Annotated in this window: 25 protein-coding genes; all 25 read right to left on the bottom strand. The window is 57.4% G+C overall.

All coding sequences use genetic code 11. The annotated features are described in order from the left end of the window. Positions 1–156 precede the first annotated feature (156 nt). The 25 genes from spoIVB to spoIIIAA all read right to left on the bottom strand — a co-directional run bounded on the left by spoIVB (position 157) and on the right by spoIIIAA (position 22,237). Positions 157–1,494: a SpoIVB peptidase gene (gene spoIVB / locus ABD76_RS14305; RefSeq protein ID WP_197257881.1), complete on the bottom strand. Its 1,338-nt coding sequence runs from the start codon at positions 1,492–1,494 to the stop codon at positions 157–159. A gap of 120 nt (positions 1,495–1,614) precedes the next feature. Further along, a complete protein-coding gene (gene recN, locus ABD76_RS14300) occupies positions 1,615–3,336 on the bottom strand; it encodes a DNA repair protein RecN (protein WP_197257879.1) in 1,722 nt (573 codons plus the stop codon). 23 nt (positions 3,337–3,359) lie between these two features. Next, the gene (gene ahrC / locus ABD76_RS14295; RefSeq protein ID WP_197257877.1) at positions 3,360–3,809 is read right to left on the bottom strand and encodes a transcriptional regulator AhrC/ArgR; all 450 of its coding nucleotides are present in this window, start codon (positions 3,807–3,809) and stop codon (positions 3,360–3,362) included. Between the two features lie 100 nt (positions 3,810–3,909). Then, positions 3,910–4,380, bottom strand: a complete 471-nt coding sequence (locus ABD76_RS14290) for a LolA-like protein (protein WP_338125125.1) — start codon at positions 4,378–4,380, stop codon at positions 3,910–3,912. Positions 4,381–4,484: 104 nt separating this feature from the next. Beyond that, positions 4,485–5,315 (bottom strand): TlyA family RNA methyltransferase, encoded by an 831-nt coding sequence (locus ABD76_RS14285; RefSeq protein ID WP_197257875.1) that lies wholly within the window; start codon positions 5,313–5,315, stop codon positions 4,485–4,487. A gap of 32 nt (positions 5,316–5,347) precedes the next feature. Continuing rightward, positions 5,348–7,246: a 1-deoxy-D-xylulose-5-phosphate synthase gene (dxs, locus tag ABD76_RS14280; RefSeq protein WP_197257873.1), complete on the bottom strand. Its 1,899-nt coding sequence runs from the start codon at positions 7,244–7,246 to the stop codon at positions 5,348–5,350. Beyond that, positions 7,227–7,853, bottom strand: a complete 627-nt coding sequence (locus ABD76_RS14275) for a CNNM metal transporter family protein (protein ID WP_197257871.1) — start codon at positions 7,851–7,853, stop codon at positions 7,227–7,229. Before ABD76_RS14275 ends, dxs begins: the two co-directional genes overlap by 20 nt. Before the next feature lie 823 nt (positions 7,854–8,676). Continuing rightward, the gene (locus ABD76_RS14270) at positions 8,677–9,591 is read right to left on the bottom strand and encodes a polyprenyl synthetase family protein (RefSeq protein ID WP_197258041.1); all 915 of its coding nucleotides are present in this window, start codon (positions 9,589–9,591) and stop codon (positions 8,677–8,679) included. Then, positions 9,584–9,850, bottom strand: coding sequence for an exodeoxyribonuclease VII small subunit (xseB, locus tag ABD76_RS14265; RefSeq protein ID WP_197257869.1), 267 nt, complete (start codon positions 9,848–9,850; stop codon positions 9,584–9,586). Before xseB ends, ABD76_RS14270 begins: the two co-directional genes overlap by 8 nt. Before the next feature lie 3 nt (positions 9,851–9,853). Then, entirely contained in the window at positions 9,854–11,209 is a 1,356-nt protein-coding gene (gene xseA, locus ABD76_RS14260) for an exodeoxyribonuclease VII large subunit (protein ID WP_197257867.1), read from the bottom strand. A gap of 133 nt (positions 11,210–11,342) precedes the next feature. Beyond that, positions 11,343–12,218 carry a bifunctional methylenetetrahydrofolate dehydrogenase/methenyltetrahydrofolate cyclohydrolase FolD gene (folD, locus tag ABD76_RS14255; RefSeq protein WP_197257865.1) on the bottom strand — a complete coding sequence of 292 codons (876 nt, stop codon included), beginning with the start codon at positions 12,216–12,218 and terminating at the stop codon, positions 11,343–11,345. A gap of 45 nt (positions 12,219–12,263) precedes the next feature. Next, the gene (nusB, locus tag ABD76_RS14250) at positions 12,264–12,809 is read right to left on the bottom strand and encodes a transcription antitermination factor NusB (protein ID WP_197257863.1); all 546 of its coding nucleotides are present in this window, start codon (positions 12,807–12,809) and stop codon (positions 12,264–12,266) included. Between the two features lie 197 nt (positions 12,810–13,006). Further along, the gene (locus tag ABD76_RS14245) at positions 13,007–13,237 is read right to left on the bottom strand and encodes a DUF2273 domain-containing protein (protein ID WP_197257861.1); all 231 of its coding nucleotides are present in this window, start codon (positions 13,235–13,237) and stop codon (positions 13,007–13,009) included. 16 nt (positions 13,238–13,253) lie between these two features. Continuing rightward, positions 13,254–13,793: an alkaline shock response membrane anchor protein AmaP gene (gene amaP, locus ABD76_RS14240; RefSeq protein ID WP_197257859.1), complete on the bottom strand. Its 540-nt coding sequence runs from the start codon at positions 13,791–13,793 to the stop codon at positions 13,254–13,256. Between the two features lie 75 nt (positions 13,794–13,868). Further along, on the bottom strand, positions 13,869–14,276 hold the full coding sequence (locus ABD76_RS14235; protein WP_168178007.1) for an Asp23/Gls24 family envelope stress response protein: 408 nt from the start codon (positions 14,274–14,276) through the stop codon (positions 13,869–13,871). Positions 14,277–14,387: 111 nt separating this feature from the next. Continuing rightward, positions 14,388–15,731, bottom strand: coding sequence for an acetyl-CoA carboxylase biotin carboxylase subunit (accC, locus tag ABD76_RS14230; RefSeq protein ID WP_197257857.1), 1,344 nt, complete (start codon positions 15,729–15,731; stop codon positions 14,388–14,390). Between the two features lie 46 nt (positions 15,732–15,777). Then, on the bottom strand, positions 15,778–16,269 hold the full coding sequence (gene accB / locus ABD76_RS14225; RefSeq protein ID WP_197257855.1) for an acetyl-CoA carboxylase biotin carboxyl carrier protein: 492 nt from the start codon (positions 16,267–16,269) through the stop codon (positions 15,778–15,780). A 142-nt stretch (positions 16,270–16,411) separates the two neighbouring features. Next, positions 16,412–17,161 carry a SpoIIIAH-like family protein gene (locus tag ABD76_RS14220; protein ID WP_197257853.1) on the bottom strand — a complete coding sequence of 250 codons (750 nt, stop codon included), beginning with the start codon at positions 17,159–17,161 and terminating at the stop codon, positions 16,412–16,414. A gap of 48 nt (positions 17,162–17,209) precedes the next feature. Then, entirely contained in the window at positions 17,210–17,869 is a 660-nt protein-coding gene (gene spoIIIAG / locus ABD76_RS14215) for a stage III sporulation protein AG (RefSeq protein WP_197257851.1), read from the bottom strand. A 132-nt stretch (positions 17,870–18,001) separates the two neighbouring features. Then, the gene (gene spoIIIAF / locus ABD76_RS14210; RefSeq protein WP_197257849.1) at positions 18,002–18,778 is read right to left on the bottom strand and encodes a stage III sporulation protein AF; all 777 of its coding nucleotides are present in this window, start codon (positions 18,776–18,778) and stop codon (positions 18,002–18,004) included. 24 nt (positions 18,779–18,802) lie between these two features. Next, on the bottom strand, positions 18,803–20,050 hold the full coding sequence (spoIIIAE, locus tag ABD76_RS14205; RefSeq protein WP_197257847.1) for a stage III sporulation protein AE: 1,248 nt from the start codon (positions 20,048–20,050) through the stop codon (positions 18,803–18,805). Positions 20,051–20,062: 12 nt separating this feature from the next. Continuing rightward, on the bottom strand, positions 20,063–20,452 hold the full coding sequence (gene spoIIIAD, locus ABD76_RS14200) for a stage III sporulation protein AD (RefSeq protein WP_006676748.1): 390 nt from the start codon (positions 20,450–20,452) through the stop codon (positions 20,063–20,065). A gap of 50 nt (positions 20,453–20,502) precedes the next feature. After that, positions 20,503–20,706, bottom strand: a complete 204-nt coding sequence (spoIIIAC, locus tag ABD76_RS14195) for a stage III sporulation protein AC (protein ID WP_006676747.1) — start codon at positions 20,704–20,706, stop codon at positions 20,503–20,505. Between the two features lie 11 nt (positions 20,707–20,717). Continuing rightward, on the bottom strand, positions 20,718–21,215 hold the full coding sequence (gene spoIIIAB / locus ABD76_RS14190; RefSeq protein WP_206765659.1) for a stage III sporulation protein SpoIIIAB: 498 nt from the start codon (positions 21,213–21,215) through the stop codon (positions 20,718–20,720). Then, entirely contained in the window at positions 21,212–22,237 is a 1,026-nt protein-coding gene (spoIIIAA, locus tag ABD76_RS14185) for a stage III sporulation protein AA (RefSeq protein WP_197257845.1), read from the bottom strand. Before spoIIIAA ends, spoIIIAB begins: the two co-directional genes overlap by 4 nt. Between the last annotated feature and the right edge of the window lie 103 nt (positions 22,238–22,340).

The raw sequence follows: 22,340 nt of genomic DNA, 5'->3' as shown, positions 1-22,340 counted from the left end.
ACTTATTCGACACCAATAATGAAATTCCTTCTGTCGAAAACTTTTTTTCTTTATTTTTTTAGGAACATGATTTATAATGTATAGTTATTCATTTTTTCTACATCATTCGCATTCCTTCGACACGCAAAAGGCGAATCAGCGCAGAAAAAAGAAGGCTCACGCAGCGTGTGAGCCTTCTCTGCTGGAGGTCGGGGGCGGCGAGAGCACCACGCCCGCATCCTGCAGCATCCATTCAATGAAGCAACCGTAGCCGGAGCTCGGATCATTGACGAACACGTGAGTAACCGCGCCAATGAGCTTGCCATTCTGTATGATGGGACTTCCGCTCATCCCTTGGACAATGCCCCCGGTCTTTTGCAGCAATCTAGGGTCTGTAATGCGGATGACCATCCCTTTGGTGGCCGGTGACGTCTGCTTCGTCACATGAACCACTTCCAGCTTGAATCGTTCCACCTGCTGGCCGTTGACGACCGTAAGCATTTCGGCGGGGCCCTCCTGCACTTCCTCGCTGAAAGCGACAGGAATCGGCTCCTTGTACAGACTGTGCTCCGGTTGATTCGTCATTTTGCCAAAAATGCCAAACGGTGTATTGCGTTCAATGTTTCCCAAGACGCGGCCTTCCTTGAGGAAATGAGCCCGCTTCTCGCCAGGCTCCCCATTCTGGCTTTTGGAGATGGAAGTTACATTGGACTGAACAATTTCGCCCTGGCCTACCGTGATGGGGGTCTGGGTATCCATGTCGGTAATCACATGGCCCAGCGCGCCATACACCCCTTGATCGGGAGCATAAAACGTAAGCGTCCCTACGCCCGCGGCGGAATCCCGGATATATAACCCGAGCCGCCAGGTCTTGTCCTCCACATCATAGGCCGGCTTCAGCTTCGTCTTAATCTCGGTATCGCCCCGCTGAATGACCAATTCAATCGCCTGCTTCTTCTCGCCGGCTTCGCGAACGATATCCGCCACCTTGGTCACATCGTTAAGGCGGGTCCCGTTCATGCTCATAATCATGTCGCCTAACCGGACGCCTGCTTCTTCACCCGGCGATATTTTGCGCTCAGGTCCGACATGAACAAGATGGTGCCCGACGACGAGAATCCCGGACGATTTGACCTTGACGCCGATCGTTTGTCCCCCGGGGACGACCCGCAGGTTAGGAACGACATTCACCTTCAACGTCTTCAACGGAATGCCGCCGAACAGCTTCAGCTTCAATTCAGCCTGCCCGGTCTGGGAGGACTGGAGCGAGATCGGCTTCTGCAGCGATAAGCGGAAAGAGGGCTCGCTCTGCCCGTTCACCTTCAGAATATCGGGCCGATCCACGGTGGCCTGCGCTTGCACAGGCATGACCAGATTCAGTTCCTTGTGTTCTCCTTCAAAAAGGCGCAGATGATTCGGCAAAGCCGCGTAGGTGCGGAAAGGGGCTATGGTGCAGCATAAACAAACAATAATGGCTAGCATAAGACCGAGCAGCCGTTTTGCGTTGGGGTTCAAAGGTGTCACACTCCTTTGTTGACGGAAGCTTTGACGAAAAAGGGCGTGCCCGTTTCGTAACATTAAGGTAACCTTGACCCCAGCGTTTTATGAGTGAAAATCATTCCTCAAGCCCTTGAATTACGCACCTTTTTGACGTTCAGCCAACTTCAGCATTTCTTGAGCATGATGCAGGGTTCTTTCCGTTACTTCCACGCCGCCAAGCATGCGCGCCAGTTCGGCAACACGTCCTTGTTCCTGCAATTCCGTTACCTGGGTCGATGTGCGCTCGTCCCGAACGAGCTTCTCTATGTAGTAATGATGATCCGCCATGCAGGCCACTTGCGGGAGATGGGTAATCGCGAACACTTGCCCGCTCCGGGACACTTCGGCCAGCTTCTCCGCAATCGCTTGTGCCGCCCGGCCGCTTACTCCGGTATCCACTTCATCGAACACGAGCACCGGAATGCGATCCATCTCGGCAAATATTGTCTTCAATGCGAGCATAATCCGCGACAACTCCCCGCCGGATGCGATCTTGTGCAATGGCCGCAGCGGTTCGCCCGGATTCGGCGAAATCAAAAATTCCGCATCGTCCCAACCGTTCTTTGTGAACCGGACGTTCACTCCGTTCACGTCGAAGCCTTGTCCGTCCTGTAGCCGTTCGAGACGGACATCGAGACGGGTTCGTTCCATATGAAGATGCTGAAGCTGCTTCTCGATCCGCTTCGTCAGCTTATCGGCCAATTCCCGTCTGGCATCGCTTAATGCCTGCGCCCGCTTGGCCAGCTTCGCCAGCCGTTCTTCGCTTTCCTTCTCCAGCGCGGCAATCCGCTCATCCTTGTGCTCGATTTTGTCCGCCTCGGCCTGTATCCGTTCGCCATAAGCGATCATTTCTTCCACGGTCGCCCCATATTTCCGCTTCAATCCATTCAACTGCTCCAGCCGATCCTCGATCTGTTCCAGCCGCTCCGGATTGAATTCGATGTTCTCCCGGTAGTCGCGCAGCTGGTATGCCGCATCCTCCAATTGATAGTAGGCGGTCTGAAGCTGTTCCACCATCGGCTGGAACTTGGCCGGATCATACGGCATCACGTCTTCCAGCTTCGCGATAGCCACGCTGACCGCATCCATCGCGCCTTGTCCATACAACCGCTCATATGCGTGATTGACGTGATCCATCAGCTTCTCGGCATTTGCTAGTTTGCGCTTTTCTTCCGCCAATAATTCATCCTCGCCTACCTGGAGGCCGGCATTGTGAAGCTCTTCAATCTGAAAACGGTACAGATCAAGCATCTGATAAGCTTGCTGGCTCGTCTGCTTCAACTGACTCAGCTCATGCTGCAGCGCCATGAAGCAGCCGAATTCTTCGCGGTACCGCTTTTTGAGCGCAGCCAGCTCTTCCCCGCCGTATGCATCAAGCCAGTCCAGATGCCGTTCTACCTTGAGAAGGGATTGATGCTCGTGCTGGCCGTGGATATTGATAAGCAGCTCCCCCACTTCGCGCAGCATCGTCAGATTGACCATCTGGCCGTTGATGCGGCACATGCTCTTGCCGTTGGCCGTTAATTCCCGGCGGATAATCAGCAATTCTTCCGCATCCGCCTGAATGCCCAGCTTCGCGATCGCTTCCCAGGCCGGATGGTCGGCGGGCAGATCGAAGGATGCCTCCACTTCCGCCCGATCGCAGCCATAGCGCACGAATTCCGAGGAACCGCGGGCTCCCCCGATCAATCCGAGCGCATCGATAATGATCGATTTACCGGCGCCCGTCTCCCCGGTCAGCACATGAAAGCCTTGATGAAACTGGAGCTGAACGGATTCAATGACCGCCAGATTCGTTATGGATAATGCGATTAACATGGACTCCCCTCCCAGGATGCCGTTTACGAAATATACTCTTCAATTTGCGCTACGACTTGATCGCTTTCCTTCTTGGTCCGGCAAATGATAAGTATTGTGTCGTCTCCGCAGACGGTGCCCATAATCTCCGGCCACTCGATGTTATCCATCAGTACGGCAATGGCATTCGCCGTGCCCGGCAGACATTTAATTACGACCAGATTTTCCGTGCTGTCGATGCTGATGAAGTTATCGAGCAGCGACCGTTTCAGTTTTTGGGCCGGATTGAAGCGCTGATCGACCGGCAGCGAGTATTTATACCGCCCGTCTTTCATCGGAACTTTGATTAAATGCAGCTCCTTCATGTCCCTGGATACGGTAGCCTGCGTCACGTGGTAGCCTGCGCTCCGTAAGGCATCGACTAATTCATCCTGGGTTTCGATCTCGTTGTTCATTATGATTTCCCTAATTTTGATATGTCGTTGACCTTTCATGTGAGCCCTCCGTTTTTGTTCCTTCTACTCTTGGCCTTTGGCCGCAGCAAGCGAGCCGGTTGTTGCTATTGTTAGGGTTGTTCCTATTGTTAGTATTGCCTTAATCGCCGTGGACATAGGCTTCCCCCCAGTCCATCCGAATCAGCCGGACCCGGCGTTCCAACATATCGACGACGAGCAGGCCGGCGCTGTCGGGATAGGCGGCGAAGTAAGGCATCCACTGCCGCTTCATGCCGCTGCCGTCCCAATCGAGCTGCATCCGTTCGCGTGCGATACGAACAATATACCATTGATTGTCGCGTTTCGCGATCATATCGATCCAGATGCGGGCATCGATGTCCTCTCCGTCCATCGTGAAGTGAAGGGGCATGCAGAACTTGCCGCCGATCAGCTCATACCCGGCATCCTCGACGAGCTGTATCGCCTCCTCATCTTCCGGAAACCGGTCGCTCAGGCAGACATCCTCCATCGGCTCGGGAGAATGGGCGTACCTCCGCACGCCGGAGCCGATCCAGATCAATATACCGATGAAAATCAATCCCATTACCCAGATATCGCTCAATGGAATCACCACCCCGCCATGATGGAAAGCGCACCGCCGGTGCCTGCCAATACATAAAGAAAGCTCATCCGTCGGATGTCTGTCCCGGATGAGCTTCAGCGGATGGAATCGAACTAAGAGGTCGAGCGGAACGCCGAATTGGCTTCCTGGACGACCGCGTGAATCTGCTCGCGGGAGGCCGCAGGTTCCGGCGAGCCGCCTTCCGGCACGCTCCAATAAGCCAAAAACTCGATATTGCCTTCTCCTCCCGTAATGGGGGAATAGGTCAATCCTTCCAGGCGGAAGCCCAACGATGCGGCAAAGTCCAATATCTCCCTAAGCACCTGTTCATGCGTCCCCGGATCGCGGACGACGCCGGATTTGCCGACCTTCTCTCTTCCCGCCTCGAATTGAGGCTTGATCAGCGCGATGACCCGGCCCGGCTTGCCGATAAGCGCCTGAAGCGGCGGCAAAATCAGCTTCAGCGAGATAAAGGATACATCGATGGTCGCTGTATCCGGAACCGGTCCTTGCAGATGATCCGGCTCCGTATACCGGAAGTTGGTCCGCTCCATGACATGCACCCGCTCGTCATTGCGAAGCGACCAATCAAGCTGGTTATATCCGACATCGATGGCATATACGTAGCGCGCGCCATGCTGAAGGGCGCAATCGGTAAAACCGCCTGTCGAAGCGCCGATATCCAGCATGACGGCATCCGTCATCGAGAGGCCGAAGTGGCGAATCGCCTTCTCCAGCTTCAAGCCGCCCCGGCTTACATAAGGATGGACCGCGCCCTTCACCGTAATCGTTCCGTCCCGGGGAACCTTCGTCCCCGCCTTCTCAATCCGTTCCTCGTTCACATATACCAAGCCGGCCATAATGGCGGCTTTCGCTTTTTCACGACTGTCGTAATAGGCCTGCTCCACGAGCAGAACATCTATCCGTTCCTTCGGTATGGACATGCTGTACTCCTGTCTGTCAATGGGTACTCGGGCTAGGCCCGGCTCATCCGGTTATCGCCATGGGCGAAGAGCATTGTATGCACTTCCTTTACCAGTTGTTCGGCCGTCAGGCCCGCCTCCTGGCGCTGCTCCTTGATGCTGCCGTGCTCCACGAAGCAATCCGGAACCCCGATAGGCTTCACCTTGACGCCGAATACATGATGCTGGGCATAATGCTCCATGATGGCGCTGCCCAGGCCGCCTGCCACGGATCCCTCCTCCAGCACGATCATCGGAAGCTGCTCTCTGGCGAGCATGGTCAGCATCGCCTCGTCGAGCGGCTTCATGAAGCGCGCGTTGATGACGCGCAATTGAATGCCTTCGCGCCGCAGCTGCTCCGCCGCTTCCTCGGCCACCTGAACCATCGGGCCGATCGCGAGCACGGCGGCATGATCGCCGGGGCGAACCACTTCCCATGTCCCGATCGGAATCGGAATCAGCTCGGCGTCCAGTTCGACGCCGACCCCGTTTACGCGGGGGTACCGCACCGCGATCGGTCCTTCGTCGTATTCGAGCGCGGTCTTCAGCATATGGCGCAGCTCGTTTTCATCCTTCGGCATCATCAGCACGATATTCGGAATATGGCGCATAAAAGCGATATCGTATACGCCTTGATGCGTCTCCCCGTCCGGTCCGACGAACCCTGCGCGATCGATGGCGAATATCACGTTCGCGCTCTGGCGGCAAATGTCATGCACCACCTGGTCGTACGCCCGCTGCAGGAAGGTGGAATAGACCGCAAATACCGGCTTCATCCCTTCCATAGCCAATGCGGCGCACATGGTGGCGGCATGCTGTTCGGCGATGCCGACATCGATCATGCGGCCCGGGAAGCGCTCCGCGAACCCGAGCAGTCCGGAACCTCCCGGCATGGCCGGCGTCACGGCCACGACGCGATCGTCCTGCTCCGCCAGCTCCACTAGCGTCTTGCCGAATACCTCGGTGTACATCGGATTGCCTACCGCCTTCAGCACTTGCCCGGATTCAATCTTGTACGGCGAGATGCCGTGCCATTTATGCGAATCGGCTTCCGCCGGCGTATATCCTTTGCCTTTGCGGGTAACGACATGAATAAGCACCGGGCCGTTCACTCGGCTCGCTTGCTGGAAAATATCGATCAGCTTGTCAATGTCATGCCCGTCGACAGGTCCGAAATATTTCAGCCCGAACTCTTCGAACAGCATGCCGGACACGACCAAATATTTGAAGCCGTCCTTCACCCGCTCCGCCGTCTTGGCCAGCTTGCCGCCAATCGCCGGAATCTTTTTGAGCAGCTGCTCCACTTCTTCTTTCGCTTTTAAATAGTTCCGATCGGAGCGTATTTTGCACAAATAATTATGTAGCGCTCCGACATTCGGGGCAATCGACATTTCGTTGTCGTTCAGCACGACCATCAGATTCTTCTTCTCATGCCCGATATGGTTGAGCGCCTCGAGCGCCATGCCTCCAGTCAGCGCGCCGTCGCCGATGACCGCGATGACTTTGTTGCTCTCGCCCTTGAAATCGCGGGAGAGCGCCATTCCCATCGCCGCGGACAGCGAGGTGCTGCTGTGCCCGGCTTCCCATACGTCATGCTCGCTCTCCGCGCGCTTGACGAAGCCGCACAGCCCCTTGTATTGGCGCAGCGTATCGAACCGGTCCTTGCGGCCGGTTAATATTTTATGAACGTATGCCTGATGGCCGACGTCGAATATCATTTTGTCCCGGGGACTGTCATATAAATAATGCAAGACAAGCGTAAGCTCGACGACGCCCAGGTTCGATGCCAGATGTCCTCCGGTCACCGCCAGCTTTTCAATGAGAAATTGTCGAATTTCTTCCGCCAGGATCGGCAGTTCTTCCTTCGTCAACCGCTTCAGATCGCTAGGTTGGTTAATCTGTTCGAGCAGCACGGGAATTCCCTCGCTTTCGTTGTTTCGATTTGCCGCGTTTTTTGGCGAACAGGCGGATATGCAGCTTGCTCTCCAAAAAATAGAAGCATTTGCCGATCAGCAACACAATCGGTGTGGAGTAATGAATCGCAAATGACTTCCCCAACGCTTTGCCTCCGACGGTTAATGCGGATACGAGGCCGGTGAAGGCAACGCTTACCGCCGTCGTCATCCATACGTTCTCCGCATTCATGGACCATAGCAAATTCGTCACTACGATCGCCGTGGCCGAACCGCTGATAACCCCTGTCATGTCACCAATCACGTCATTGCAGAAGTTCGAGAAACGATCCGCGTTGCGCACGATATAGATCGCTTGCTTGGCTCCGCGCACTCTCTCCGCCGCCATCGCGTGGAACGGAGTCTCTTTCGCGGCAGCCGCAGCTAAGCCCATAATATCAAAAAACACTCCAATAAGCACGAGCATCAACACGATCACCATACCGACGCCCCAGCCCGCTTTCCCCAGCATTGACGTGGAGGCAACAGACAATATGACGGCCATCGCGAAGGTGACGAAAAAAATGAATATGCTCCACTTGACGGAATGTTTGAATGAAAACTTCATTATCGTTGTCAACTCATCCTTTTATGAGATGTTCCCGCGAACGAACTCATTCTTATGTGTCTTGATAACCAAAGATGGTTGGAGTGGCAGCTTTCTGGATAAACGCTGTGGCTTAGGTCCAGTAGGTTTTCCCAGACGCCCGCCTCCCCGTCGCCGGACAGGCCGTTTCCAATTAAGGGCGTCTTGACGCCGTCGCCGGACATCAGACTGGATTACCACTTAGACCACACTATAATCCCCACAAAGCCTCACATTGTGAACAGTCTAGGAGTTTTCCTCGAGCAGCCCTGAACCGACCCTTAGCCTCTTTTGCAAATCAGATTTCAAGCGGCATCCGATAGGCAGGTCTTTGGCCGAAGACCGTCATATCTACACATCCGCTATCCCTGCAGACTCACTCAAGGCAGGCTACGCTACATACAAGCCACCTTGACGGAACGATCCGGCAAGCCGGAGAGCGTTCCGCGTGACTCGCAATATAGGTTCATACCCCAAGCCGTAATGCGGCGCGCGAGGACGCCGTACCACGCACTTGGGCCTCCGCGGAAGCGGGGTCAACGCCCACATGCCATTGTGGATCGCCCCACAACCTTAACTCCCAGCATCAGCCCACGACTGGGCGTCGCAAGCCAACACCAGGAACTTCATCGATGTGCCCTTTGGCGAATTTTTAGGCCCGCCTTCGGTGTCGGGAGGCCGACTAGAATACTGCACCACTCTATGTACGCTCTATTATATCACAAATCGGGAAAGCGAATCATGAAATATCATTTCCATGGAAGCCCCGCCCTGAAATGCCGCGGGTAACGTACCGGCGGCCGGATCAGAATTGGCGCTCCATTAAATAATCCGCCAGCTCGTACAGGCGCGCCGGATAAGGGAATCCGGCCTGCCGCACCGCTTGCTTCGCTTCCTCCGTCAGCCGGACGACCTCCCGCTTCGAAGCCTCGAGACCGATAAAATACGGATACGTTACCTTCCCGCTCTTCTCATCGCTCCCCTTCGGCTTGCCGAGCAGCGCTTCTTCGCCGGTGATATCCAGAATATCGTCCTGAATCTGGAAGGCGAGGCCAAGCTTCGTGCCGAATTCGGTCAACGCGTTCAACTGCGCTTCATTCGCCCCCGCCAGATGGGCGCCTGAGCGAAGCGCGAACACGATCAGATCGCTCGTCTTGTGAAAATGAATATATTCGAGCTGTTCCAGCGTCGTTATCCCCTGTTCTCCCAGCATATCTGCTGTCTGGCCCCCCACCATGCCCCGCATGCCGGCATAAACGGACAGCTCTTCGGTGATGGTCAGGGCGATCTCGGCCGGGATGCAGTGACGGCGCGCGCACTGCGCGACCGTGTAGAAGGCGTGCGTGAGGAGCGCATCCCCCGCCAATATGGCAAGGGCTTCCCCGAACACCTTATGGTTGGTCGGCTTGCCCCGGCGATAATCATCGTTATCCATCGCCGGGAGATCGTCATGAACGAGGGAGTAGGTATGTATCATCTCGATGGCGCAGGCCACCGGATCGGCGGCTTCCAGCGGGCCGCCCAGGCTCTCGCATGCGATGACAACACAGAGCGGCCGCAGGCGCTTGCCCCCGGCCATAAGCGAGTACAGCATCGATTCCTTCAATTCGGCAGGGACCTGCCAGCCGGCGGGGAATTGAGCCGGCAACAGCCGCTCAATCCGCGCGACGTGACGCTCGAGATAAGAAGCGAACGTTTCTTCCGCTCCGGCGCTATTCAATCCGATCACCCGCTTCTTCCGACGGGAACGGCTGCCGCTTCAGCTCGCCATTCTGCTCCGACAAGACCTCGATCTTGCGCTCAACCTGCTCCAATTTGCGGGCGCACAGACCGGACAGGCCCATCCCTTCCTGGAAAAGCTCGATTGCCTGCTCCAGCGGCACATCTCCGCTCTCCAACTGCTCGACGATATACTCCAGCTTCTCCATTGCGGTTTCGAAGCTCATTTCCTGATTGGTAGCTTTTTCTTGATTATCCATCGATCAATCGCTGTCTCCTTTCATCGACCAGACGTGGCAATCGAGCTGGCCGTCGTTCAGCTTCACGCGCACGACGTCTCCGAGCTGCACATCTTGAATCGTGCGGATTATGTTCTCTTCCCGCTCATCATACACGAGGCTGTAGCCGCGCGCCATAATCTTCAGCGGGCTCAGGGCGTCCAGATGCTTCAGATGCGCCCCTAGCTTCAGCCGCCGCTCATTCATCTGCATCGCCATCGCGCGGTGAAGCTGGCGTTCGATGCCGTTCAGCCGCTCCCGCGCGGAACGCACCTGATGCACCGGCGTCTGCTCCCGCAGGCGTCCGCGCAGCTCCCTCCACCGCTCGTCCGCTTCCTTGAAGCGGCTGCGCGACCGGTATGCGAGGCGCTCCCTCAGCCGTTCATACCGCTCCTGATGCTTCGCCGTCAGCAGTTCGGGCTTGCGAATCACGGGCGAGCGCTGGGCGCGCAGCAGCCGCTCCTGGCCCTGCTGCACCGTTCGCCGCATGCCGTGCCTCATCCGCTCCGCCAGATGCTGAAGATGCTGGCGCAGCTCCTCCTGATGCGTCACCGCCAATTCGGCGGCCGCCGTCGGCGTCGGCGCGCGCAGGTCGGCGACGAAGTCCGCAATCGTGAAATCCGTCTCATGCCCGACGGCTGAAATAATCGGAATGGCCGATTGAGCGATAGCGCGCGCCACGATTTCTTCGTTGAAGGCCCACAGCTCCTCTAGCGATCCGCCCCCGCGCCCCACGATCAGCACATCGGCTTCCCGGTGGCGATTCATCGCTTCAATGGCCGCCGCGATCGAGGCGGCCGCCTGGTTGCCCTGCACCAGCACTGGATAGAGAACCACATGGACGCCGGGCTGGCGCCGCCGCAGCGTAATGATAATATCGCGCACCGCGGCGCCCGTCTGCGACGTGATGACCCCGATTTTCTTCGGATAGCGGGGCAGCGGCCGCTTCCGCTCCGCCGCGAACAGCCCTTCCGCTCCCAAGCGCTCCTTCAACTGCTCGAACGCCACATACAAGCTTCCGATCCCGTCCGGCTGCATATGCTGCGCATAGAATTGATACTGGCCGTCGCGCTCATACACCGTTACGTTGCCGTGGGCGATGACGCGCGCCCCTTCCTTCGGCCGGAAGGGGAGACGTTGATTGTAGGATGCGAACATAATCGTCCGCAGGCGGCTGTCCGCATCCTTCAGCGTGAAATACATATGGCCGCTGGAATGGTGGGTGAAGTTCGAGATTTCGCCCCGCACCCAGACATCCTGCAGCCGGGCATCCCCATCCAGCTTCATTCGTATATAACGGTTCAGATCCTTAACGGACAGAACCCGTGTCTGATTCGCCATTCCGGCAGCCTCCTCCCCCCGAGACATCCTGCCATGTGAACGTTAACGGCTGCGGCCCGTGCGGCGGCTCCTGCCGCGACTCGTCCTCCGGTTCGCACCGCGACCCGCCGCACGGCTCCCGCCCTGCCGCCGGCTACGCCTGGGCCGAAGCCTTCGCCAAGCGGTGGAACCGTTCCGCCGACTTGAGCGTATTGGACATCAGCATCGTAATCGTCATCGGACCGACGCCGCGCGGCACCGGAGTAATCCAGGAGCACAGCTCCTTGACGTCGTCGGTATCGACATCGCCGACGAGCTTGCCGTTCTCCAGCCGGTTCATGCCGACATCGATCACAACGGCTCCCGGCTTAATAAAGGAACGGTTGACGAAATGCGCCTTGCCGATGGCGACGACGAGAATATCCGCCATTCGGGAGAGCTCTTCGATGTGCTGCGTGCGGGAATGGCACATCGTCACCGTCGCATGCTCGCGCTGCAGCAGCAGCGAGATCGGCTTGCCGACGATATTGCTGCGGCCGATGACGACGGCATGCTTGCCAGCAATCGGAATGTCGTTGCGCTTGAGCATTTCCATAATGCCCGCCGGCGTGCAGGGCAGAAGAGACTCGTCGCCAAGCACCATGTTCCCGACGCTGACCGGATGGAAGCCGTCGACATCCTTCTCGACCTCAATCGCGTCAATGACGGCCTTCTCGTCGATATGAGACGGCAGCGGGAGCTGGACGAGAATGCCGTGAATCGACGCTTGCCCGTTCAGACGGCCTACCAGCTCCAGAAGCTCTTCCTGGGAGGTCTGTTCCGCCAGACGGTGCACTTCCGAATAGAACCCCAATTCGAGACAGGCTTTATGCTTGCTGTTCACGTATACATGGGAAGCCGGGTCGTCGCCCACGATGATGACCGCCAATCCGGGGCGGGTTCCTTCCTCAATCAGCCGTGCCGCCTGCTGCTTGATTTCTTCGCGTATTGTCTGTGATAATGCTTGTCCATTCAAAAGTTGCGCTGTCATGGTCTCTCCTCCATTCGTTCATATAAGCTCGCCTAAGTTCGCCGGTTAGCCCCGCAATTCGCTCTCCATCGCGGTTCCACCCGCCGGATCATCGTCCTTGCGATGAGCGCTGTCGCCCGCGCTCACGCCCGCGTCCGCGTCCGTTCCGTCCTGCTGGCCGCTGCGATCGCGCAGCATCTGGCCGAGCACGCCGTTCACGAATTTGCCCGACTCCTCGGTTCCGAAATGCTTGGCCAAAATGATCGCCTCGTTGATGGCCACCTTCGGCGGCACATCGGTACGGAACGCCATCTCATAACAGGCGAGGCGCAGCACCTGGCGATCGACCCGCGACAGCCGGTCGACCTGCCAGCCCTTCAAATATCGGGCCAGGATCGCATCGATCTCATCCCGCTTCTTCCAGGTATCGCGAACCCATTCCAGCACGTGCTCATGCATCGCCCGCGCATGCTCCGGCTTCAGCCCGATTTCATTCTCTTCTTGATTCGATTCCGAAACGATCATGTCCACCGCTTGTTCAGGCGTCACGTCCGTCATTTCCAGCTGATACAAGCTTTGAACTGCCATCTCTCTGGCAATGCGTCTCTTCATGAAAAAAACTCCTCCTGCATCTATATAGCATCCGAATCGCCACTTCGCACTGCCGTCCGAAGATGGCTTACTTCTCTCTAGGCTTGCCAAGGCCCATCCGGAATCATGCCCAGTCCAAAAAATCCTATGACCGCCCCGATTGTTGCTCCGTCGGTAAGAGACCGGCGGTCAAGCAGTCGTTCGGAGCGTCCATAGGACTACTTAAACCTATCAAACCGTTCTGACAGCCATAATCCGATGCGCCGCCACGGGAACATGGGGCCCAGATTCAAATCTTTTTGCCTGCCTACATTGTATCCGATGAAGACGAGCAGCGCAAAAAATAACATATCCCAAAAGCCGGCGATCAAATAAATGACGCCGAAAAAGATTCCAGCCGCGATGCCGATGATGCGATTCCTGTGACTCTCCCACCATTCATTCCACATCCGGAAAGCTCACCACCTATTCAACTCGCGCTTTGAAGGTCTGCGTCTGGACCACATTCGCCACATACACCGATACGTATGAGACCGGAATCCCCGTAATTTGCTGCACATAATCGCGAACCTGGCGCTGGACCTCCTCCGTCAGCTCGGGAATCGACGTCTCGCCGTCTACGACCGTCCGGATCACAATATCCAGACCGGCATCGTTCGTGCGAATCCGGGCCTTCAGGTCCTTGACTCCGCGTACCCGGCCAGCCGCCTTAAGCGCCACATTCTCTATCGTCTCAATCGAGATCTTGATATCTCCAATCTCTGTCCGCTGATCGATCGAAGGCAGCGCCGCACGCTCTCTCCGGATAGACACATAGAAAAAACGGATGCTCAACAAAAACAAGACGGCGGCCGTCGCGATGACCGTCGACTGCAGCCAGAACGGCTCCGTCAGCTGTATCGGTTGGGCGATGAAGCCTGTAGCGGCAAGAATGACAGCTATGGCAATCGTGCCGATCGCGAAGCTGTATATAAACAGGAAGAACCTGTCCACAATTTTGCTCACGCTAGCCTGCCTCCTTTGAACAAATTCGTATTGAATGGCAGTAAACCCCCTCCAAGAGGGGGTTCCATTTCGATCTTATTTAACTCGCGCCGGATCCGTCTCTTCCACCTTCTCTTGCGCCTTGAAATGGACGTCATGCACATGCACGTTCACTTCCACGACATGAAGCCCGGTCATCATCTCGATCGAGCGCTTGACGTTCTGCTGAATCTCGCTGGCTACGGTAGGAATGCGATGACCGTACTCAATGATAATATTGACATCGACAGCCGCTTCGCGCTGCCCTACTTCCACCTTCACGCCTTTGGACAAGTTCTTCCGTCCGAGCATCTCAGCGATGCCGCCGGCGAATCCTCCGCTCATGCCTTCTACGCCTTCAACCTCGATCGTCGCGAGACCGGCGATAACTGCAATGACCTCCGGCGCAATCTGGATGTTGCCCAAATCCGTGCGCTCAAATTCCGATGCGATTGCCTGATTCATCCGTCACACTCTCCTCGTCTTTTTGTACTAGAGGCAGTTCCTGTCCATGATTAACCTAACTATACCATTTGCCCATGCACAAGACAAACGGGGCCGTTCAGACCAGGACTCCTAGACCTCGTGTTCTTCCAAAAACTTAATGTCAAAATCGCCCTTGATGAACTTCGGGTGCTCAAGCAGGCGGATATGGAACGGTATCGTCGTATGAATGCCCTCGATGGCGAATTCGGACAGCGCCCGCTTCATGCGGTCGATCGCCTCTTCGCGCGTCGGCGCCCACACAATGAGCTTGGCAATCATCGAATCATAATGCGGCGAGATCAGGAAGCCTGGATAGGCGGCGCTGTCGACGCGAACGCCAAATCCGCCCGGCGGCAGATAAAACCCGATCTGGCCGGCCGAAGGCATAAAATTGCGTGCCGGATCCTCCGCATTAATGCGGCACTCTATAGCCCATCCGTCAATGACGATATCCTCTTGACGGAAAGATAAAGGTTCGCCTTGAGCGACGCGAATCATCTCTTGAATGAGATCGATTCCCGTAATCATCTCCGTTACCGGATGCTCAACTTGAATCCGGGTATTCATTTCCATAAAGTAAAAGCTGCCGTCCGGCCCGAGCAGAAATTCCAACGTGCCTGCACCGGAATAATCGACAGCCAGCGCGGCGCGAACCGCCGCTTCTCCCATCCGCTCCCGGACTTCGGGCGTCAAGACCGGACACGGCGCTTCCTCGACCAGCTTCTGGCGGCGCCGCTGCACGGAACAGTCGCGCTCGCCCAAATGAACGGCATGGCCGTGCTTGTCGGCAATGATCTGAATCTCCACATGCTTCATTCCGGTTAAATACTTCTCCAGGTACACGCCCGCATTGCCGAACGCTTTCTCGGCTTCCTGCTGAGCGGCCGTCATCTGCTTGATCAAGGCTTCTTCGTCCTCCGCGATGCGGATTCCTTTGCCTCCGCCGCCCGCGGTAGCCTTGATAATGACAGGATATCCGATATCACGCGCTATCATAAGCGCCTGTTCCAAATCCTCGACCAGTCCGTCCGATCCGGGAATAACCGGAACGCCGGCGTCCTTCATCGTCTGCTTGGCGACGGATTTGTCGCCCATGCGCTCGATGGCGTCCGCGGACGGACCGATGAACGTAATGCCGCACGATTCGCAGATCTCCGCGAAGTCCGCGTTCTCCGCCAAGAACCCGTACCCCGGGTGCACGGCGTCGCATTCCGTCAACGTGGCGACACTCATCAGATTCGTAAAGTTCAAATAACTGTCCTTGGACGCGGTGGGCCCGATGCAATAAGCTTCGTCGGCAAGACGCACATGCAGCGCTTCCCTGTCCGCCTCCGAATAGACGGCGACCGTCGCGATACCAAGCTCGCGGCAGGCGCGAATGATGCGAACGGCTATCTCGCCGCGGTTAGCGATTAAAATCTTATGGAACTTCATCCTTGGACCTCCTTGGCTGGGCATCGTAATGGAATGACGGAATACGTCATTCTGGCTTCACCAGGAATAAAGGCTGGCCGAATTCGACCAATTGGCCGTTCGTTGCTAGCACCTCGACAATCTCGCCCTTGACCTCGGCTTCCAGCTCGTTCATCAATTTCATCGCTTCCAGAATGCACACAACCGTTTTCTCGTTGATCTTGTCGCCCACCTTCACATACGGCGGCGATTCCGGCGAAGGCGCGCTGTAGAAGGTGCCGACCATCGGAGACACGATGCGGATCAAGCCCGCCTGCTCTTCCTTCTTCTCCGGCTGAGGCTCGGCCGCCGGGGCAGCCGCTTCCGACGGAACAGCAGCCGCTGCCGGGGCAGGCGCTGGATATGTAAGAGGCGCGGCCGATGTCTGCACATTGAACACCTCAGTCTTGCCGGGCTTCCGGATCGCGATGCGGCAGCCTTCGTTCTCTATTTCCAGTTCATGTACGGATGTCTGGTCCAGGAGCTTGATCAGTTCCTTGATTTCGCTAATTTTGAACAACTTGAATCACTCCTTGAGACGATATGTATGAGCAAGTAGATTATGTTAACAGGCGGACAATCTACGACGTATGTATTATATCATAATCGTCTCAAATGGAAAGAGCCCAGTTTTTAACCGGGCCTGTTCCGACAACGCCGCATTATTCCGTGACATACTGCACGCTTACCTTATCCTGCGTGATGTTCAGTTCTTTCATCATTTTCGAAATGATGTCCACCGCTTCGGACACTTCCATCTTGTCGCTCTGCACGACGACCGTGAACCGATCGTCTTCCTGGGTAATGACCGCGTTGTTGTAATCTTTCTGCAGCTCGGTTTCCAGATTGGAGATTTTGACCTCGCGTTCTTCCAACTGGTTCATATCTTCGTAGGCTTGCGCCAGCTTGTCGCCCGTCGTTTTGTCGTCGTTGATCATGCCCATCAGCTTTTCCAGCTCCTGCTGGTACTGCTCGTTGCGCTCCATCTGCTTCTGCTCGATCGTGCTGCGCTTCATGACGCCTTCGGCCACGACTTGATCCAGCATCGCCTGCTCCTTGGCCTCCGGAGTCGCCTCTGGCGCCGCCGCATCCTGACCCTGTCCGCCCTCGACGTTGCCCGTAGGGTCGGCCCCTTGCTCTCCTTGCATGCCTTGCTCTCCTTGCATACCTTGCTCCGAAGCGGGCTTTCCGTTCTCCGCCGCCTTGGCCTGCGCGTCCTTTCCGACGGACACCTCGGTGACTTCCACTTGCGGAAGCTGGGCGGCTTCCGTCGCATCGCCCTTCAACTGCTGCTGCTCGGCCGCCATTTCCGGGGCTTTCGGCGTGTCCTCCGTGAACAAATAATAAGCGGACAGCACCACCATCAAGCTAAGCATCGATACCAGCCATATCGTTTGTCTTTTCGTATTCATCGTCTTTTTCTCCTCCTTCACGATTCATGCATTATGCAGGTTGATTTGCTACTCGGCGATTTTGCGCGGCACGACGGAGATTCGATAGGCCGGCACATTCAGCCCTTTCTCGACCGCATCGACGATGAGCGACTTGACGACGGCGTTTTCCGCTCCTTTGGCGACGACGACAACGCCCCGAACCTTTGGCTTGATGCGCTTGGTCACAATCGGCGTCTTGCCGTCGGAAGACTCGTACATCACAATCTCGCCGTCCCGGGTATGCTGCGTCGTATGCCGCTTGCCCCCGTTCGCATCGCTTTCGTCCGTCAACTGCTGATTGTCCTTGAAGTTGCGCTGGACGACAATCTCTTCCGTCGAGTCGATCGTGACCAACACATCGACTTGTCCCACCCCGACAATTTCCTCCAAAATCGACTTGACCCGGGCTTCGAATGTCATTTCCACCGACTCGAAGGAGCCCGGCGCGGCCGGTGTGCCGGACGCGTTCTGATCCGCGCCGTCAAAGACGCCTACCGCCGGCGGCTCACGGCCGACATTGCTTGTGCCCTTCGGCCATCCGCCGCCCCCGGACTGGAACGTGCCGTACAAGAGGAGCGCCGCGCCGGTCAAGCCGAGAAGAAGCAGCCAGCGGAACGCTTTGATCCGTTTGGAACCGTTCGAGCCCTTGCCGATCCACTGTTCAATCTGCTGCAACCATTTCGCCAACGCTATCGACCGCCTTTGCGTAGTATGGACCTGCTCTCACTTGTCCTATTTTCACCTATACGCGCGTGCGGCGATTTTATGACGGTTTGTCCGCATTTTTTTTTATGGCGGCGAGCTGCGTCTATCTTGCGGTTATCTTTTATAGGAGCCGGCCGGGAAGGCGTTCTCCGGCGACCACGACACCGCAATCTGCTCGGGCTTCACGAGCCAGGCGGAGGTCAGGGCCCCGACGGCGGCCGCCTCCATGCGCAGAAGCTCGCCGCTGCCCGCGCCGGAGACCGGCGCGTCTTCCGGCGTTTCCGGCAGCGAGCTGAGGCCCGCCTCGACTGGCTCGATTCGAACCGGCTCGATAGCCGCGACCGGGTTCGGCCCGGGCGGGCTGCCGCTGGCCGGGGCCCCCTCCCCGGCGGCCGGGACCTCCTCCAAGGTCAGCGCAATCCGCTGAATCGCCGGCTGCCCTTGCCTGGCGTCTTGCGTCAGCGTAACCTGCACGGCCGCCACCTGAACGGCCGTTCCCTCGCCGGAACCGGCAGCCCCCGCCTGGAGCAGCGCCCGGTTAATCTGCTCCTTCATGCTCGCTTCCATCTGCGCGCCGGCCAACCGGAGCGCCTCCTGCTCGCGAGCGCGGGCCAGGCGCTCCCCTTCCCGCCGGATCTGCTCCAGCGTCTTCCCTTCGGGACTGTCGGCGGGGGAAGTGGCCAGCAGCGTATCCCATTCGCGGGCAAGCTCTGCCGTCACATTGGAGTCGAACAGGCGCAGCACCGGAGAGAGCAGCGTGAGCAGAATAATCAGGCTGAGCATCAGCTTGACGTAGCGCTGCATCGAACGGTTCGGGAGCAGCAGGTCGATGAAGGCGGCCAGCAAAATCACCATGATGATTTCTTTGAGCCATTGACTGAACCATTGCATACTTCTGCCTCCCTTCTATCACGACTACCTCATCATGACCGCAACATTGCCTGCCGTCAGCAGTATCGTAATGGCCAGGAAGAACATCAGGCCGACGGCCGCGAGCGCCGCGAAGACGTAGATCATGCTTTTGCCGACCGTCTTGAGGCATTCGGCTGCCGGCGTGTCGCCAAGAGGCTGCATGATGGCGGAGGAGACGTTGTAGATGAGCGCCAGCGTCACGATTTTCAACGCCGGGAACGCGCAGATAAACAGCAGGATGATGACCCCGGTCAATCCGACCGCGTTCTTGACAAGCAGCGAGGCGGATATGACCGTATCGGCGGCATCCGAGAAGACGCGGCCGACGACAGGCACGAAATTGCCCGTAATATACTTCGCCGTCCGAACCGTCACCCCGTCGGTCACCGAGCTTGTGGCGCCCTGCACGGAGATGACGCCCAGGAAGACGGTCAGCAGCACGCCCAGCAGGCCGATGCTGATATTGCGCAGCAGATTGGCCAGTTGGGTGACTTTGTACTTGTCCGACAAGGCGCTGACAATGTGCAGCAGCGTCGAGAAGAACAGCAGCGGAAAGACGCCGGTATAGATTAGCGTTCCGATAAGATGCACCATGAAGACGATGAGCGGGTGCATGACCGAGACGGTAACGAGATTGCCCATCGAAGCAAGCAGCGTGAACAGAAGCGGCACCATCGCCATCATGAAATGAATCATGCTCGATATCGCTTCCTTCGCATACCCGATCGCCACATGGAAGCTGTTGATGGCCAAAATAATGATGACCATATAAGAGACGGCATAGGCGATCTTGCTGACGGCATTTCGTTCGAACGCCGATTGCAGCGTCTCCAGAACCATGCTGAAGACGGCTAAAATGACGATAGTCAGAATCAGCTTGCCGTTCAGGATCACTTCCTGCAGCAGGAACTTGCCGAGCGCCTGCAGCACCGCCCCGGTTGTGAGCTTCTCTCCCCCGGGCAGCAGCAGATCGGCAAAGTCGGGAAGCGAGTCTCTCGGAAAAAAGCCGCTGTATTTGCCCAGCAGTTCGTTCCAATAGCGCTCGACATCCCCTGTATCGAGCTTGTCCGCCTGCTCGCGGCCCCACTGTTCGGTCACCGCCTGTACGCGGGAATTCCCCGTGTCCCCCTGAGGGGACTCGGGGGAAGCATGCCCGGACCCGATGAAGGCGAACAGGAAGCACAGCAGTGCCGAGATCCAGATGCGCATCCTCTTCAGCGGCGGCTTGTCTATCCGTCGTAATCGATTCATTCCCTCTCCACCTTATGTTGGCAGCAATCTCATTACGGTCTCGATAATGACGCTGATGATCGGTACCGCCAGCACCATGATAAGGACCTTGCCCGCAAGCTCGATCTTCGAGGCGATGCCTTCCTGGCCGGCGTCCCGCACCACCTGGGCGCCGAATTCGGCGATATAGGCGATTCCGATAATCTTGAGAATCGTCTTCAGATACACCGGCTGAATCCCGGATCGATCCGCCAGATCCTCCAGCACGTGAATGACGATATCGATTTTGCCGATGAGAAAAATAAATATAATAACTCCGGTCACGGCCGAGATCAGAAAGGCGAACATCGGCTTCTGTTCTTTGACCACCAGCACAAGGATGGCGGCAATCAATCCGAGACCGACCACCTGTATGATTTCCACGGAAACCACCTACCCGGATACTGCGGCCGCGCCGCGCTAGTCAACTTCAGTCATTGGAACAAAAATATAGTCCGAATCTCTTGAAAAAGATGATCCAGCAGACGGACGACCATGAACAGGACAACGACGAAGCCGATGACCGTCACCCAGTGCGCCATGTCCTCTTTGCCCATTTGCTTGAGCACGGTATGTATCATGGCCACGATAATGCCGATCCCGGCGATTTGGAAAATGGCGCTGACATCCACATTCATTTCCTGGCACCTCAATACATCAAGATAACGGCCAACAAGCCGCTCAAAACGCCGAGACTGCGGCACATCGTGCCATACCGCTGGTATTCCTCGCGGGCCACGAATTCTTCCTGCTCCAGCTGCTTGATCGCATGGCGGATATGCTTGCGCTGATCGTCGCGATCGCTGATGCCGAGGCTATAGCCCAATTCGAGCAAAATGCGCAGGTCTTCGTTCGCCAGCGCCGTACTTCCGCGATGCCGCTCCCAGGACAACTGCCACGCTTCGCGTGCGGTGAGCGGGAGCGCATCCGCGGCGTCCATCGACTGCGCCGCATCGGCGAAGACGGCGCGCAGCGGAAGCGGCAGCTGACGGCTAATCTCGGCGAAGGCCGCAGCAAGCGGCGTATGACCGTACATGATGGCCGTCTCCAGCCGCTGAAGCGCATGGTTGAGCAGGCGGAGCTGCTTCGGCCGCGCTGCGTAGGAAGCGGACTTGAGCCAGCCGATGCTGGCTGCGGCGGCGATCAAGAGGGCCGATCCGAGGAGCTTGATAATTCCGGACGCCTCCCTTCCATCGGCAGCACGGGCTTCTGCAGCACTCTCCCTTTCTCGTCGTATACTTTGCGCTGCCATTCCCTTTTGGCCCGGCGGAGCGTGACAATGCGGCGGAAAGCCCCTTCCTCAAGCATCTGCCGGATGCCGGGGCGGCGCAGCAGGTCGTCCATATCCTCCGCATGGGCGGTGGCGATCAAGCGCACGCCCGCATGCATCGCCTCCCTCATCGCCAGCATGTCCTCCTCCCGTCCCATTTCATCGACGGCAAGCACGTCAGGCGACATCGAACGGATGAACATCATCATCCCTTCCGCCTTTGGGCACCCGTCCATCACATCGGTCCGATAGCCGAGATCATAGCTCGGCACCCCCTTGATGCACCCGGCAATCTCGGACCGCTCGTCGACGACCCCTACCTTGAGCGCCTTCCACCTCGCTTCGGGATGATGCCAGTTCCCGCTGCCGATCGCCCGCACCAGGTCGCGCAGCAGTGTCGTCTTGCCTTGCTGCGGAGGCGACACGATCAGCGTATGGTGAACATGCGCATGCTTGAAATCAAGCAGCAGCGGCATGACCGAAGCCGCGATGCCGTGCACCTCGCGCGCAATCCTCAGATTGAAGCCGGTAATCTCCCGCAGATGGCTTACCCGGCCTTGCGCGAGCACCGTGCGGCCAGCGAGGCCAATCCGGTGTCCGCCCGGAATCGTGACGAATCCGCGACGCAATTCTTCCTCCATCGTGTACAATGAATGATTCGTTATCAGATCGAGCAGCTGATGCCCATCCTCCCGGCTTGGGCGATAGGCAGCGTTCGGATTATCCGTACGCTCCCCCCGCTCCGTCACGAGCTGGAAGTCACCCATGACGCCGATTTCCAGCGGGCGTCCTACGCGGATACGAATCTCCTCCAGCTCCCGATATGTGCCGGCGGGCAGCCGCATCAGGATTGACTTGAGCATCGGCGGCAGCACCGCCGACCAGCTTAGCGCTTCCATTTGCATTCCCTCCCGTGTCATCATTCGACAGCCGGACAACCTGGGCTTGTATCCCTATATGTATGGCGCCGCGCCGCTTTTTATGCCCCCGCCGGGCCTGGCG

This window comes from Paenibacillus dendritiformis (genome assembly GCF_015845845.1).
Classification (GTDB): domain Bacteria; phylum Bacillota; class Bacilli; order Paenibacillales; family Paenibacillaceae; genus Paenibacillus_B; species Paenibacillus_B dendritiformis_C.
Note: the sequence above shows the minus strand (reverse complement) of the source record. Positions and strands in the feature narration are given on the sequence as shown.

Bases quoted from the DNA above. Each gene is read 5' to 3' on its own strand.
- ABD76_RS14220 (WP_197257853.1), bottom strand. From the start codon at position 17,161: ATGAATACGAAAAGACAAACGATATGGCTGGTATCGATGCTTAGCTTG.
- spoIIIAE (WP_197257847.1), bottom strand. From the start codon at position 20,050: ATGAATCGATTACGACGGATAGACAAGCCGCCGCTGAAGAGGATGCGC.
- xseA (WP_197257867.1), bottom strand. From the start codon at position 11,209: ATGGCGAATCAGACACGGGTTCTGTCCGTTAAGGATCTGAACCGTTAT.
- ABD76_RS14285 (WP_197257875.1), bottom strand. From the start codon at position 5,315: ATGTCCATACCGAAGGAACGGATAGATGTTCTGCTCGTGGAGCAGGCC.
- folD (WP_197257865.1), bottom strand. From the start codon at position 12,218: ATGACAGCGCAACTTTTGAATGGACAAGCATTATCACAGACAATACGC.
- spoIIIAF (WP_197257849.1), bottom strand. From the start codon at position 18,778: ATGCAATGGTTCAGTCAATGGCTCAAAGAAATCATCATGGTGATTTTG.
- ABD76_RS14235 (WP_168178007.1), bottom strand. From the start codon at position 14,276: ATGAATCAGGCAATCGCATCGGAATTTGAGCGCACGGATTTGGGCAAC.
- nusB (WP_197257863.1), bottom strand. From the start codon at position 12,809: ATGAAGAGACGCATTGCCAGAGAGATGGCAGTTCAAAGCTTGTATCAG.
- spoIIIAA (WP_197257845.1), bottom strand. From the start codon at position 22,237: ATGGAAGCGCTAAGCTGGTCGGCGGTGCTGCCGCCGATGCTCAAGTCA.
- recN (WP_197257879.1), bottom strand. From the start codon at position 3,336: ATGTTAATCGCATTATCCATAACGAATCTGGCGGTCATTGAATCCGTT.
- xseB (WP_197257869.1), bottom strand. From the start codon at position 9,850: ATGGATAATCAAGAAAAAGCTACCAATCAGGAAATGAGCTTCGAAACC.
- ABD76_RS14275 (WP_197257871.1), bottom strand. From the start codon at position 7,853: ATGAAGTTTTCATTCAAACATTCCGTCAAGTGGAGCATATTCATTTTT.
- ABD76_RS14245 (WP_197257861.1), bottom strand. From the start codon at position 13,237: ATGTGGAATGAATGGTGGGAGAGTCACAGGAATCGCATCATCGGCATC.
- ahrC (WP_197257877.1), bottom strand. From the start codon at position 3,809: ATGAAAGGTCAACGACATATCAAAATTAGGGAAATCATAATGAACAAC.
- accC (WP_197257857.1), bottom strand. From the start codon at position 15,731: ATGAAGTTCCATAAGATTTTAATCGCTAACCGCGGCGAGATAGCCGTT.
- spoIIIAC (WP_006676747.1), bottom strand. From the start codon at position 20,706: ATGAATGTGGATGTCAGCGCCATTTTCCAAATCGCCGGGATCGGCATT.